Origin of the sequence: Sabulicella flocculans (genome assembly GCF_045449635.1) — a bacterium.
Taxonomy (GTDB): Bacteria; Pseudomonadota; Alphaproteobacteria; order Acetobacterales; family Acetobacteraceae; genus Roseococcus.
Genome location: NZ_JBJJBR010000018.1, coordinates 18,821 through 31,328 on the forward strand (window position 1 = coordinate 18,821; position 12,508 = coordinate 31,328).

A 12,508-nucleotide genomic window follows, 5' to 3' on the forward strand; every position below is an offset into this window, starting at 1 on the left:
GGACGCGCGCAGAGCCTCCCCCGAAGATGCCGCCGCGTCCAGACGGGGGCCATGGGTGAACAAGGTGATCTTCGGCGGCTTCGTCATGGGCGCGCTGGCGGCGGGGGTGTTCCACCAGGGCACGCTGTTCCTGCTGTTCCACCAGGGCCACCTGTGGCCCGCCCTGCTGGAAGCGGTGGGCCGCCCGCCCTTTCCCGGCTGGGACCTGCTGCGCGACGTGCCGGGCCGGGACGTGCCGCTGCTGGCGGCGCAGGCGGCGGTGGGCGGGCTGTGGGGCATCCTGCTGGCGGCGCTGCTGCGCTGGACCCCCGTGCCGGACCTGCTGGGCGGCGCCCTGCTGGGGGTGGTGGCCGGCGCCGCCGTGCCTTCCGTGCTGGACCAGGGGCCGGAGGTGGCGCGCGCGGCGCTGGCCGGGGCGGGCTTCGGCTGGGGCTGCGCCCTGCTGCTGCGCGTGGTGGAGATCAAGCCGCTGGGCGCGCTGCGGATGCGCCACCAGTGGGCGCCCAGGGACTGACGCCCCCACGCGCCGATTGCGCGGCGCGCCCGCCGCGTGGATGCTGCGGCCGAACCCCCGGAGTCCCCCGCCGATGACCCGCCTCCTGGTGAACCGCCGCGCCGCGCTGGGGCTGGCCGCCGGCCCGCTGCTGCTGGCCGCCCCCGCCCGCCCGCGCGCCCAGGCGCGGCCCGACCGCGTCACCTTCCTCACCGACTGGCGCGCCCAGGCCGAGCACGGCGGCTTCTACCAGGCGCAGGCCGCCGGGCTGTACCGCGCCGCCGGGCTGGAGGTGGAGCTGCGCACCGGCGGGCCGCAGGTGAACCCGGCGCAGCTGCTGGTGGCCGGGCGGGTGGACATGTCCATGGGCTCCGCCCTCGAAAGCTTCAACTTCGTGCGCGAGGGGCTGCCCTTCCTGACGGTGGCCGCCATCTTCCAGAAGGAGGCCCAGGTGCTGCTGGGCCACCCCGGCACCGGGCTGACCGGGTTCGAGGCGCTGCGCGGGCGCACCATCCTGGTCGGCGCCCAGGCGCGCACGACGTGGTGGCCCTTCCTGCGCCGCCGCTACGGCCTGCGCGACGAGCAGGTGCGCCCCTACACCTTCAACCCGCAGCCCTTCCTGGCCGACCGCCTGCTGGTGCAGCAGGGCTACCTGGGCAGCGAGCCCTTCACCCTGCGCCAGGCCGGGGTGGAGCCGGTGGTGCTGATGCTCTCCGACGCGGGGTTCGAGAACTACAACACCACCATCCAGGTCGGCCGCGCCACGCTGGCGAACCGGCGCGAGGTGGTGCAGCGCTTCGTGGACGCCACCCTGCAGGGCTGGGCGCAGTACCTGGACCCGGCGGGCAGCGTGGCCGACGCCCACGCCCTGATCCGCCGCGACAACCCGGAGATGGGCGAGGACCTGCTGGATTTCGGGCGCCGCATGATGACGGAGGCGGGCATCGTGCGCTCGGGCGACGCGCTGGCGCTGGGCATCGGCGCGATGACGGAGGCGCGGTGGCAGCGCTTCCACGCCGCCATGGCCGAGGCGGAGGTGGCGCCGCGCGCCCTGGACTGGCGCGCCGCCTTCGACGCGTCGCTGGTGAACAAGGGAATCGGGCGGGGTTGAGCCTCGCCACCCTGCGCGGCGTCGGCCACGTCTTCCCGGGCGGGGTGCGCGCGCTGGAGGGGGTGACGCTGGAGGTGCGCCGCGGCGAGTTCCTGTGCCTGCTGGGCGCCTCGGGCTGCGGCAAGTCCACCCTGCTGCGGGTGCTGGCCGGGCTGCTGGCGCCGTCGGAGGGGGCGGTGGAATGGCCCGGCGGGCGCCCGCGCATCGGCTTCGTGTTCCAGGAGCCGACGCTGATGCCCTGGGCGCGGGCGCTGGACAACGCCGCCCTGCCGCTGCGCCTGCTGGGGGTGGGCCGCGCCGAGCGGCAGGAGCGCGCTGCCGCCGCCCTGCGCGCCGCCGGGCTGGCAGGGTTCGAGCGCGCCTTCCCGGCGCGGCTGTCGGGCGGGATGCGCATGCGCGTCTCCCTGGCCCGCGCCCTGGTGACGGAGCCGCCGCTACTGCTGATGGACGAGCCCTTCGCCGCGCTGGACGAGATCACCCGCTGGAAGCTGAACGACGACCTGCTGGCCCTGCGCGCGGCGCGCGGCACCACCGTGGCCTTCGTCACCCATTCCACCGCCGAGAGCGCCTACCTGGCCGACCGCGTCGCCGTGCTCTCGCCGCGCCCGGGCCGGCTGCGCGCGGTGCTGGAGCTGCCGCCCGCCGGGCGCGGCCGCCACTTCCGCAGCGAGCCCGCCTACGCCGCGCGGCTGCGCGCCACCGCCGAGGCGCTGGAGGCGGCGTGAGGGCCTGGCTGCTGCCCGCCGCGCTGCTGGCCGCCCTGCTGGCGCTGTGGGAGGGGCTGGTGCGCTTCCACGGCGTGCCGCCCTACGTGCTGCCCGGCCCGCTGGCCATCGGGCGGGCGCTGGTGGCGGATTGGGGGCTGCTGTGGCCCTCGCTGCTGGCGACGCTGCGGCTGGCCGGCCTGGCGCTGGCGCTGGCGGTGGCGGCCGGGGGCGGGCTGGCGCTGCTGCTGGCGCAGTCGCGCGTGCTGGAGCGCGCGGTGCTGCCCCTGGCGGTGGTGCTGCAGGTGACGCCGGTGGTGGCCATCGCGCCGCTGCTGCTGATCTGGTTCGATTCGGTGCTGCCCGCCCTGCTGGCCTGCGCCGCGGTGGTGGCGTTCTTTCCCGTGCTGTCGGGCACCTTGCAGGGCCTGTCCGCCGCCGACCCGCAGCTGGAGGAGCTGTTCCGCCTGCACGGCGCGCGGCGCTGGCAGGCCCTGCTGTGGCTGCGCCTGCCCTCGGCGCTGCCCTTCTTCCTGGGCGGGGTGCGGGTGGCCGGCGGGCTGGCGCTGATCGGCGCCGTGGTGGCGGAGTTCGTGGCCGGGGCGGGGGGCGCGGGCTCCGGCCTCGCGTTCCGCATCCTGGAGGCGGGCTACCAGCTGCGCATCCCGCGCATGTTCGCCGCACTGGCGCTGATCTCGCTGGCCGGGGTCGCCATCCACGGCGCGCTGGGGCTGGCGCAGCGGCTGGCGCTGCGGCGCTGGGCGGGCCGGTAGTTGCGGGAAGGCCGCGCCGCGCCCACCTTGCCCCGCATGAGCGAGAACGACGACGCCCTCATCGCCGGATTCTGGCGCGCCCTGGCCGCCACCGGCTGGCATGGCCTGTCCATGCGCCAGGTGGCCGCGGAGGCCGGGGTGAGCCCCGCCGCGCTGCGCCGCCGCTTCGCCACCCCGCTGGACGTGCTGGTGGCGCACGGCCGCGCGACGGATGCCGCGGTGCTGGAAGGCACGGTGCCCGACCCGCTGGGCACGGCGCGCGACCGCCTGTTCGACGTGCTGATGCGCCGGCTGGACGAGATGCAGCGCCACCGCCCCGGCGTGGTGCGCCTGCTGGACGACCTGCCGCGCGCCCCCCTGGCGGCGCTGGCGCTGGCGCCGCACCTCGCGGCCTCCATGGCCTGGATGCTGGAGGCGGCGGGGCTGGAGGCGAGCGGGCCCAAGGGGCTGGCGCGCATCCAGGGGCTGACGCTGGTGTGGCTGTCCGCCGTGCGCGCCTGGCAGGAGGATGACAGCACCGACCTGTCGGCCACCATGGCCGCGCTGGACAAGGCGCTGGACCGCGCGGAGAAGGCGGCGCGCTGGCTGCGGCTGGACGGGCCGGAGGCGGAGGCGCCGCCGGTGGCCGAGCCCCCGGCGTCCGGGGCGACCGAAGCCGTTTGACCCGCCCCCCGCCCGGCACCTAACCTTTGCCGGCGCATGGTCGCCAAGGGGAATGACAGCATGTCGGGCTTCAACATGGATGAGATGATGAAGGGCTTCGGGCAGATGAGGATGCCCGACATGTCGGCCTTCGCCGAGGCGCAGAAGCGCAACCTGGAGGCGCTGGCCCAGGCCAACCGCGTGGCGCTGGAAGGCGCGCAGGCCATCGCCAAGCGCAACATGGAGATCCTGCAGCAATCCGTGGCCGAGATGACCGAGGTGGCCCAGAAGATGGCCAGCCCCGAGGCCTCGCCCCAGGCCAAGGCCGCCCAGCAGGCGGAGGTGATGAAGGCCGCCTACGAGAAGGCGGTGGCCAACATGAAGGAGATCGCCGACCTCATCCAGAAGTCGAACGGGGAGGCGGTGGGCGTGCTGAACCGCCGCTTCGCCGAGGCGATGGAGGAAGTGAAGGGGATGATGAAGGGCTGAGGCGCCACCTCGACCGCCGCCTCAAGCTTTCCCTGCTTCGCGTCGCCGACGCGCTGGACGCCCACGGCTCGCTGCTCAAGGCGGCCGGGGTGCTGGGGGTGACCCAGCCCGCCCTTTCGCGCTCCCTGCGGGAGCTGGAGGGGGTGGTGGGCGCCCCCCTGTTCGACCGCCACCCGCGCGGCGTGCGGCCCACGCCGGCCGGCGTCGCCGTGATCCGCCTGGCGCGCCGCATCCTGGCCGAGCTGCGCCGGGCCGAGGAGGAGCTGGACGCCCCGGGCGGCGCGCTGCGCGTGGGCGTGCTGCCGGTGGCCGCGGTGGGCGTGCTGCCCGGCGCGCTGTCCCGCCTGCGCGACGCCCAGCCCGCCCTGCGCGTGACACTTCGCGAGGGCCGCACGGAGGAGCTGCTGCCCCTGCTGCTGGCGCGCGAGGTGGACGCGGTGGTCGGCCGCCTCTACGCCCCCGCCGCGCCGGACGGGCTGCTGCGCCTGCCGCTGTGGGAGGAGCCGGTGCGGCTGCTGCTGCGCGCCGGGCACCCGCTGGCGCGCGGCCGGCTGACGGCGGCGCGCATCGCCCGCCACCCGCTGGCCCTGCCCACCCCGACCCAGCGCCTGGGCCAGGAGGTCGCGGCCCTGGCCGAGCGGCTGGGCCTGCCGGCCGGGGCCGCGCTGCGCGCCTCCTCCACCGGGCTGATCCGCGAGCTGCTGCTGGAGGGCGACACGGTGTCCATCATGCCGGCCTCGCTGATGGCGGGGGACCTGCTGCGCGGCGCCCTGCGCGCCCTGGCCCTGCCGCTGGAGGCGCCGCCGCGCCCGGCCGGCGTCATCCTGCCCGCCGGGCCGCCGCCCGGGCCGGCGGTGGCGGCGCTGCTGGCGGCGCTGCGCGCCCAGGCGGCGCTGCTGGCGCCGCACGGGCTGGGCGTCATGCCGGAAGCTGATACCGCGCGCCCGATTTCCGATGGGACGGGGCGCCGCCGCCGCGCCTAGGCTGCGCCCGCCGCCCGGGGGCGGGGGAAGGACGCGCATGGACCAGCCGGAACCCATCATGGACGTCGCCCACCTGGGCCACGTGGAGCTGCTGACGCCGCGCTTCGACGAATCCCTGCGCTTCTTCACCGAGGTGATGGGCATGACCGAGAGCGGGCGCGAGGGCGGCAGCGCCTTCCTGCGCGGCTGGGACGACTACGAAACCTATTCGCTCCAGCTCACCGCCTCTGCCACCTCCGGCCTCGGCCACGCCGCCTTCCGCTGCCGCTCGCCGCAGGCGCTGGAGCGGCGCGTGGCGGCGCTGCGCGCCGACGGCGCGGCGGTGGAGGAGGTGGCGCGTTCCTTCGGCCATGGCCGCGCCTTCCGCTTCCGCGACCCGGACGGGCACCTGTTCGAGCTGTACTACGACACGCAGTGGTACCAGGCGCCGCCGGACCGCAAGCCCTCGCTGAAGAACCAGGCCGAGCGCTACCCGGCCCGCGGCGTGAACGTGCGCCGCCTGGACCACTTCAACTGCCTGGCGGTGGACGTGCGCGCCTGCCGCGGGTTCTTCCAGCGCACCCTGGGCCTGCGCTGCACCGAGCGCATCGAGCTGGACAGCGGCGAGGAGGCGGGCATGTGGCTCACCTCCAACAACAAGAGCTACGACTTCGCCTTCACCAAGGAGGCGCATGGCGTGCCGGGCCGCTTCCATCACCTGACCTTCGCGCTGGACTCGCGCGAGGCCATCCTCCAGGCCGCCGACACCTTCCTGGAAGCCGGCGTGCACATCGAGACGGGGCCGCACAAGCACGCCGTGCAGCAGACCTTCTTCCTCTACGTCTACGAGCCCGGCGGCAACCGCATCGAGGTGGCGCATGCCGGCGCGCGCCTCATCCTCGCGCCCGACTGGAAGACCATCACCTGGACGGAAGCCGAGCGGAAGAAGGGCCAGGCCTGGGGGCTGAAGACCATCGAGAGCTTCCACACCCACGGCACCCCGCCGCTGCCCGAAGGACACCGCTGATGATCATTGACTGCCACGGCCACTACACCACCGCGCCCAGGCAGCACGACCGCTGGCGCGCCGTGCAGACCGGCGGCCCGGACGCCGACCCGCCCTACCCGGCGATCAGCGACGACGAGATCCGCGAGAGCATCGAGGCCAACCAGCTGCGCCTGCTGCGCGAACGCGGCGCCGACCTGACGGTGTTCAGCCCGCGCGCCTCGGCCATGGCGCATCATCTGGGCAGCGAGGCGGTCAGCCAGGCCTGGACGCGCCGCTGCAACGACCTGATCGCCCGCGTGGTGGCGCTGTTCCCGCGCTACTTCGTCGGCGTGTGCCAGCTGCCGCAATCGCCCGGCGTCTCCGTCGCCAACAGCGTGGCGGAGCTGCGCCGCTGCGTGGAGGAGCTGGGCTTCGTCGGCTGCAACCTGAACCCCGATCCCTCGGGCGGGCACTGGACGGCGCCGCCGCTGACCGACCGCGCCTGGTACCCGTTCTACGAGGCGATGGTGGAGCTGGACGTGCCGGCGATGGTGCATGTCAGCGGTTCCTGCAACGCCTGCTTCCACGCCACGGGGGCGCACTACATCAACGCCGACACCACCGCCTTCATGCAATTCCTCGAAGGCGACCTGTTCCGCGACTTCCCGACGCTGCGCTTCATCATCCCGCATGGCGGCGGCGCGGTGCCTTATCACTGGGGGCGCTACCGCGGGCTGGCCGACATGCTGGGCCGCCCGCCGCTGCGCGAGCACGTGATGCGCAACGTCTTCTTCGACACCTGCGTCTACCACCAGCCGGGCATTGACCTGCTGTTCAAGGTGATCGACCTCGACAACATCCTGTTCGGCTCGGAGATGGTGGGCGCGGTGCGCGGAATAGACCCCGAGACGGGCTTCTTCTTCGACGACACCAGGCGCTACGTGGACGCGCTGAACCTGTCCGACGCCGACCGCCACAAGGTGTTCGAGGGCAATGCCCGCCGCGTCTATCCGCGGCTGGACGCCATCCTGAAGGCGCAGGGGCGGTGACGCTTTTCGTCGCCACCAGCCGCACCCCGCCGGACCCGCGCTGGCAGGATGCGGGGCTGGCGAACGTGACGCGCGCCTTCGCGCCGATGGTGCGCGACGGCCGCTACGACGCTTCCGAGATGGCCATCGCCACCTTCCTGATGGCCAAGGCGGCGGGGCGGGCGCTGGTGCTGCTGCCGGTGGTGTTCTCCGCCCGCGCGCAGGAAGGCGCGCTGCTGGTGCGCGCGGATTCGCCGGTACGCGCGCCGGAGGATTTGCGCGGCGCGCGCATCGGCGTGCGCGCCTATTCCCAGACCACGGGGATGTGGCTGCGCGGCACCCTGGCCGAAGCCCATGGCCTGCCGCCCGAGGCGATGCGCTGGATCACCTTCGAGGACGCCCACCTGGACGGCTACCAGGACCCGCCCTGGGCCGAACGCGCCCCGCCGGGCAGCGACATCGCCGCCCTGCTGCGCGACGGCGCGCTGGACGCCGCGATCTTCGGCAGCGAGGTGCCGCCGGGCTTCCGCACCGTCTTCCCCGACCCGGCGGCGGCGGGCCGCGCCTTCGTGGCGCGCCACGGCTTCACGCCGGTGAACCACCTGCTGGTGGCCCGCGCCGAGGTGGCGCGCGAGCGGCCGGACGCGCTGCGCGCCTTCACCGCCGCGCTGCTGCAAGCCGGCTGCGCCTTCGCCCCGCGCGCGGCGCTGGACCCGGTGCTGGCGCTGGCCGGGCGCCTCTGCCACGCGCAGGGCCTCACGCCCCGCGCGCTGTCCCCCGACGACGCCTGGGCCGGCACGCCCGCGGCGCTGCTGCACGACCCGAGGAACCCCCCGCCATGATGAACCGCCGCACCCTGCTGGCCGCGCCGCTGCTGCTGGCCCCCCTGGCCGCCCGCGCGCAGGAGGAATATCCCGCCCGCCCGGTCAACGTGGTGGTCCCCTGGCCGGCGGGCGGGCCGACCGACGCCTTCGCGCGGCTGTTCAGCCAGCGCCTGTCCACCGACCTCGGCCGGCCCTTCGTGGTGGACAACCGCGGCGGCGCCAACGGCACCATCGGCATGGCGCAGGCCGCGCGGCTGCGGCCGGATGGCTACAACCTGGTCATCACGCCCAACAGCACCTACGCGGTGGCGCAGCACCTCTACCCGCTGCAATACGACGCCGAGCGCGCCTTCGTCGGCGTCGGGCTGCTGGTGTCCTCGCCGCTGTTCATCATGGTGCGGGGCAACTCGCCGCACCGCACGCTGGCGCAGTTCACCGAGGCGGCGAAGCGGCCCGGCGCGCGCGTCACCTACGCCAACAGCGGGGTGGGCTCCACCAGCCACCTGGCGATGGAGATGTTCATACAGGGCGCCGGCATCACCATTGAGGAGGTGGGCTATCGCGGCGGCGGTCCGGCCATCCAGGCCATGCTGGCCGGCGAGACGGACATCTTCTGCCTGCCCGCCGCCGCCGCCATGCCGCAGCTGGCGGCCGGGGAGCTGCGGGCGCTGGCCGCCACCACCCTCCAGCGCAGCCGCTACGCGCCCGAGGTGCCGACCATGCAGGAACTCGGCTTCGGCGGCTTCGAGGTAGTGGAGCACGTGGCGATGCTGGCCCCCGCCGGCACGCCCGAAACCATCCTGCGCCGGCTGAACGACGCCTCGGCCACAGCCCTGCGCGCCCCCGACATGGCGCCGCGCCTGGCGGCGATGGCGCTGAGCGTGGAGGCGCGGCCCTTCGCCGAATGGCCGGCCTATTTCCGCGCCGAGGCCGACAAGTGGCGCGACTTCGTGCGGGCGCGCAACATCCGGGTGCAGTGATGCGCATCGCCCTGCTGGGGCTGGGCGAGGTGGGCGGCATCCTGGCGGCCGACCTCGCGGCGCGCGGCTGGCCGGTGGCGCGGGCCTTCGACCCCGCGCGGCCGGACAAGGGCGTGGAGCTGGCGGCCGGCGCGGCCGAGGCGGTGGCGGGCGCGCAGCTCGTCATCTCCGCCGTCACCGCCGCGGCGGCGGAGGGGGCGGCGCGCGACGCCGCGCCGGGGCTGGCGCCGGATGCCTGGTTCCTGGACCTGAATTCCTGCGCGCCGGAAACCAAGCGCGCCATCGCCGCCGTGGTGGAAGGGCGGGGCGCGCGCATGGTGGAGGCGGCGGTGATGGCCCCGGTGCCGCCCCGGCGGCTGCGCACGCCCATGCTGCTGGGCGGGCCGCACGCCGGGGCCTTCCTGCCGGTGGCGGCGGCGCTGGGGCTGGACGCCCAGGTGTTCGCCGGCCCGCTGGGCGGCGCCTCCGCCGTCAAGATGTGCCGCTCGGTGATGGTGAAGGGGCTGGAGGCGCTGTGGGCGGAGAGCCTGCTGGCCGCCCGCCACCACGGCGTCGAGCGCGCGGTGCTGGACAGCCTGGCGGAGCTGCTGCCCGGCGTGGATGCGCCGGAACTGGCGCGCTACATGATCGGCCGCGCCCTGGTGCACGGAAAGCGCCGCGCCGAGGAGATGCGCGAGGCAGCGCGCACCGTGGCCGAGGCCGGGCTGGAGCCGCTGATGGCCGCCGCCACCGCCGGGCGCCAGGACTGGGCCGCCGGGCGCCGCGCCGCCTGGGACGGCGCGGCGCCGCTGGAGGCGCTGCTGGACGCCATCCGCCGGCTGGACTGAGGGCGCGCCGCCGGGCAAGGGTGCGGGATGGGAGGCACCATCTCGCCGCGCGCCGCCGGCATCGCCTGCATGCTGGCGGGCGTCGCCTGCTTCGCGCTGAACGACGCGCTGGGGAAGTGGCTGGTGGGCGGCTTCGCCATCGGCCAGATCCTGCTGGTGCGCTCGGTGGCGGGCATGGCGCTGCTGGCGCCGGCGGCGTGGCGCGCGCCGGGCGCCTTCCGCCGCGCGCCGGCCGGGCGCATGGCGGGGCGCGCCGCGCTGCACGCGGGCGAATCGGCGCTGTTCTTCCTGGCCCTGTCCTTCCTGCCGCTGGCCGAGGTGGTGACCATCTACATGGCGGCGCCCATCTGGGTCACCGCGCTGTCGCCCTGGCTGCTGAGGGAGGCGGTGGGCTGGCGGCGCGGCCTGGCGGTGCTGGCGGGCTTCGCCGGGGTGGTGCTGGCGGCCTGGCCGGGCGGCGGGGCGCTGGGCTGGGGCTCGCTGGTGGCGGTGGCGGGGTCCTTCACCTACGCGCTGTTCGTGATCGCCACCCGGCGGCTGGCCGGCACGCCGGTGGTGGCGCTGCTGGGCTGGCAGGTGGCGGCCACGGCGCTGCTGGGGCTGGGGCTGGTGCTGGCCCAGGGCTGGCGCCCGGCGGGGCTGCTGGAGCTGCTGCCGGTGGCGCTGCTGGGGCTGGGCTCGCTGCTGGGCAACGGCTTCGTCAACAAGGCGCTGGCCCTGGCGCCGGCGGCCGCCGTGGTGCCCTGGCAGTACACCGGCATCCTGTGGGGGGTGGCGCTGGGCTGGCTGGTCTTCGCCGACGTGCCGGGGCCGCGCACCCTGGCCGGCGCAGCCGTGATCGTCGCCGCGGGGCTGTACATCCTGGCGCGCGAGCGCGCGCGTCAGCCGTAGAGGTCGAGCGCGCCGGCCAGCCGGGCGCCGATCCAGCCCAGCGCCGCCTTGTCCTTCTCCTTCGCCGCCTTGCCGGCCGCGGCGGCGTAGTTCAGCACGTTGAACAGGCGCAGCGCGGGGCTGCGCTCGCGCACCTCGGCCGGCGACAGGCCGTAGCCTTCCAGCAGTGCCTCCTTGGCGTCCACGCTCAAATCGTGCAGCGCCAGGGACAGGTCCCACCACGGGGCGGCGTGGGAGGTGCAGAACTCCCAGTCCAGCAGGGCGGTGACGGTGCCCTCCGCATCGGCCAGCACGTTCTTCAGCCGGGGGTCGCCGTGGCTCAGCGCCGGCTCCACCTCCCACTTCGCCACCTCGCGCAGGGTGGCGCGCAGGCGGCGGGCCTGCGCCTCCTCCAGCACGCCGTGGCGGCGCAGGGCGGCGATGCGCTCCTCCCCCCGGTATTCGCGCTGGAGGTACTCGGCCCAGCTTTCCCGGCGCGACAGCAGGTTGCCCGACCAGTCGAAGGTCTGGCCGAAGCCGCTGGTGGGCACCGCGTGCACCCGCCGCAGCAGCCCGCCCAAGGAGCGCAGCACCGCCCGGCGCCGGCGGTGGTGCGTCGCCTCCTCGCCGCGCACGGAGCGCGACACCATGAAGGGGATGGGCGCGGCGCCGACCTCCAGCACCTCGGGCACCGGCACGCCCTGCGCGCGCGCGGCGGCCATCGCCCATTGCTCCTTCAGGTAGTCCTTCACCTTGCCCGGCTCGTCGTTCAGGCGGATCACGAAGGTGTCCGTGCCGTGGCGGGCCTGGAACACGTGGTTGCTCAGCCCGCCGCCCAGGGCGCGCAGGCCGCGCGGCGCCCTGCCCAGCAGCTGGCCCAGGATGGCCTGCGCCTGGGCGCGGGCGCGGCGCGCGGCGGCGGCGGTCATGCCCGCGCCAGCCGGTCCAGCACGGTGCCCATGTCGCGCGGCGCCGGCACGCGCAGGGTGGCGTGCACGCCCTTGTGCTCCAGCGCCTGCGGGCCGACCTGCACCGCCAGGCCGCAGCCGGCCAGGAAGCTGTCCATCGGCGTGTCGCCGCAGCCCACGCTGTCCTCCAGCGCGAAGCCCAGTCGGGCAGCCAGCCGCCGCGCGCCGTCCAGCTTGTCCACCCCGCCATGCGTCACGAAGGAGGAGGGGCGGGCGTGCTGGAAGGCCATGCGCCGGTCCTCGGGGATCTCCACCAGCAGGAACACCATGCAGTGGTCGCGCGCGTGCAGCCGGCCTTCCAGCTCCGCCACCTCGCCGGTCCAGACCTCGGAGGCGGAGCGGTACTTGGCGCGGGCGGCGTCGGCGCGGGCGGCGTCGGGGGCCCAGATCTCCTCGCCCGCCGTCCAGTCGCGCGGGTAGGCGAAGACCAGCAGGTCGTCCACGCCGTTGCCGCGCAGGCCGCGGATGCCGGCCAGCACCTCCTCCACCTCGCCGCCGCCCAGGGGCACGGCGTCCAGCTCCTCGAACACCACGCTCTCGCCCGCATGGACCAGGTGGCCGGCGACGGCGCCGTTGAGCGAGACCAGGGGCAGCGGCTCCTCCGTGATCTCGGCCCAGGCGCGGCCGAAGGTGCGGATGACGTTGAGCGGGAAGCGCAGCGTGTTCAGCGCCACCGGCCGCCCCTGCTCGGCCAGGCGCTTCAGGCCCAGCGCCACCGAGGGCTCGACGCGCAGCCGCCCCTCGCGCTCGTCCAGCGCGGTGCCGTCCAGGTCGGTGATGACGGCGCCGGCCTCGCGGAAGCGCGAGGCGCGCAGGAATTCTGCCAGGATGTCGTCCATGCGCGCGCAA

15 protein-coding genes are annotated in these 12,508 nt (G+C 75.4%); 13 read left to right on the plus strand and 2 right to left on the minus strand.

The annotated features are described in order from the left end of the window. Window positions 1–55 precede the first annotated feature (55 nt). The 13 genes from ACI6QG_RS15030 (at window position 56) to ACI6QG_RS15090 (ending at window position 10,712) form a co-directional block, all read left to right on the plus strand. On the plus strand, window positions 56–514 hold the full coding sequence (locus ACI6QG_RS15030; RefSeq protein WP_407025393.1) for a hypothetical protein: 459 nt from the start codon (window positions 56–58) through the stop codon (window positions 512–514). 73 nt (window positions 515–587) lie between these two features. Next, entirely contained in the window at window positions 588–1,604 is a 1,017-nt protein-coding gene (locus ACI6QG_RS15035) for an ABC transporter substrate-binding protein (RefSeq protein ID WP_407025394.1), read from the plus strand. Then, window positions 1,601–2,329, plus strand: a complete 729-nt coding sequence (locus ACI6QG_RS15040) for an ABC transporter ATP-binding protein (protein ID WP_407025395.1) — start codon at window positions 1,601–1,603, stop codon at window positions 2,327–2,329. The genes ACI6QG_RS15035 and ACI6QG_RS15040 overlap by 4 nt, the downstream gene beginning before the upstream one ends. Beyond that, entirely contained in the window at window positions 2,326–3,081 is a 756-nt protein-coding gene (locus ACI6QG_RS15045) for an ABC transporter permease (protein ID WP_407025396.1), read from the plus strand. The genes ACI6QG_RS15040 and ACI6QG_RS15045 overlap by 4 nt, the downstream gene beginning before the upstream one ends. A 36-nt stretch (window positions 3,082–3,117) precedes the next feature. Beyond that, window positions 3,118–3,744 (plus strand): TetR family transcriptional regulator, encoded by a 627-nt coding sequence (locus ACI6QG_RS15050; RefSeq protein ID WP_407025397.1) that lies wholly within the window; start codon window positions 3,118–3,120, stop codon window positions 3,742–3,744. 75 nt (window positions 3,745–3,819) lie between these two features. Beyond that, window positions 3,820–4,212 (plus strand): phasin family protein, encoded by a 393-nt coding sequence (locus ACI6QG_RS15055; RefSeq protein WP_407025398.1) that lies wholly within the window; start codon window positions 3,820–3,822, stop codon window positions 4,210–4,212. 32 nt (window positions 4,213–4,244) lie between these two features. Next, window positions 4,245–5,195, plus strand: coding sequence for a LysR family transcriptional regulator (locus tag ACI6QG_RS15060; protein WP_407025440.1), 951 nt, complete (start codon window positions 4,245–4,247; stop codon window positions 5,193–5,195). A gap of 37 nt (window positions 5,196–5,232) precedes the next feature. After that, the gene (locus ACI6QG_RS15065; RefSeq protein WP_407025399.1) at window positions 5,233–6,201 is read left to right on the plus strand and encodes a catechol 2,3-dioxygenase; all 969 of its coding nucleotides are present in this window, start codon (window positions 5,233–5,235) and stop codon (window positions 6,199–6,201) included. Next, window positions 6,201–7,211, plus strand: coding sequence for an amidohydrolase family protein (locus ACI6QG_RS15070; RefSeq protein WP_407025400.1), 1,011 nt, complete (start codon window positions 6,201–6,203; stop codon window positions 7,209–7,211). Before ACI6QG_RS15065 ends, ACI6QG_RS15070 begins: the two co-directional genes overlap by 1 nt. Continuing rightward, complete coding sequence (locus ACI6QG_RS15075; protein WP_407025401.1) at window positions 7,208–8,032, plus strand: ABC transporter substrate-binding protein; 825 nt, start codon at window positions 7,208–7,210, stop codon at window positions 8,030–8,032. The genes ACI6QG_RS15070 and ACI6QG_RS15075 overlap by 4 nt, the downstream gene beginning before the upstream one ends. Then, window positions 8,029–8,994 carry a Bug family tripartite tricarboxylate transporter substrate binding protein gene (locus tag ACI6QG_RS15080; protein WP_407025402.1) on the plus strand — a complete coding sequence of 322 codons (966 nt, stop codon included), beginning with the start codon at window positions 8,029–8,031 and terminating at the stop codon, window positions 8,992–8,994. The genes ACI6QG_RS15075 and ACI6QG_RS15080 overlap by 4 nt, the downstream gene beginning before the upstream one ends. After that, window positions 8,994–9,821: an NAD(P)-dependent oxidoreductase gene (locus ACI6QG_RS15085; RefSeq protein WP_407025441.1), complete on the plus strand. Its 828-nt coding sequence runs from the start codon at window positions 8,994–8,996 to the stop codon at window positions 9,819–9,821. The genes ACI6QG_RS15080 and ACI6QG_RS15085 overlap by 1 nt, the downstream gene beginning before the upstream one ends. Window positions 9,822–9,848: 27 nt before the next feature. Continuing rightward, window positions 9,849–10,712: a DMT family transporter gene (locus ACI6QG_RS15090; RefSeq protein WP_407025403.1), complete on the plus strand. Its 864-nt coding sequence runs from the start codon at window positions 9,849–9,851 to the stop codon at window positions 10,710–10,712. Here ACI6QG_RS15090 and ACI6QG_RS15095 read toward each other — a convergent pair. Continuing rightward, a complete protein-coding gene (locus tag ACI6QG_RS15095) occupies window positions 10,703–11,620 on the minus strand; it encodes a phosphotransferase family protein (protein WP_407025404.1) in 918 nt (305 codons plus the stop codon). The two genes, ACI6QG_RS15090 and ACI6QG_RS15095, sit on opposite strands and share 10 nt — an antisense overlap. Next, complete coding sequence (locus ACI6QG_RS15100) at window positions 11,617–12,498, minus strand: HAD family hydrolase (RefSeq protein ID WP_407025405.1); 882 nt, start codon at window positions 12,496–12,498, stop codon at window positions 11,617–11,619. Before ACI6QG_RS15100 ends, ACI6QG_RS15095 begins: the two co-directional genes overlap by 4 nt. Between the last annotated feature and the right edge of the window lie 10 nt (window positions 12,499–12,508).

Bases quoted from the DNA above. Each gene is read 5' to 3' on its own strand.
- ACI6QG_RS15035 (WP_407025394.1), top strand. From the start codon at position 588: ATGACCCGCCTCCTGGTGAACCGCCGCGCCGCGCTGGGGCTGGCCGCC.
- ACI6QG_RS15050 (WP_407025397.1), top strand. From the start codon at position 3,118: ATGAGCGAGAACGACGACGCCCTCATCGCCGGATTCTGGCGCGCCCTG.
- ACI6QG_RS15055 (WP_407025398.1), top strand. From the start codon at position 3,820: ATGGATGAGATGATGAAGGGCTTCGGGCAGATGAGGATGCCCGACATG.
- ACI6QG_RS15065 (WP_407025399.1), top strand. From the start codon at position 5,233: ATGGACCAGCCGGAACCCATCATGGACGTCGCCCACCTGGGCCACGTG.
- ACI6QG_RS15070 (WP_407025400.1), top strand. From the start codon at position 6,201: ATGATCATTGACTGCCACGGCCACTACACCACCGCGCCCAGGCAGCAC.
- ACI6QG_RS15080 (WP_407025402.1), top strand. From the start codon at position 8,029: ATGATGAACCGCCGCACCCTGCTGGCCGCGCCGCTGCTGCTGGCCCCC.
- ACI6QG_RS15085 (WP_407025441.1), top strand. From the start codon at position 8,994: ATGCGCATCGCCCTGCTGGGGCTGGGCGAGGTGGGCGGCATCCTGGCG.
- ACI6QG_RS15090 (WP_407025403.1), top strand. From the start codon at position 9,849: ATGGGAGGCACCATCTCGCCGCGCGCCGCCGGCATCGCCTGCATGCTG.
- ACI6QG_RS15095 (WP_407025404.1), bottom strand. From the start codon at position 11,620: ATGACCGCCGCCGCCGCGCGCCGCGCCCGCGCCCAGGCGCAGGCCATC.
- ACI6QG_RS15100 (WP_407025405.1), bottom strand. From the start codon at position 12,498: ATGGACGACATCCTGGCAGAATTCCTGCGCGCCTCGCGCTTCCGCGAG.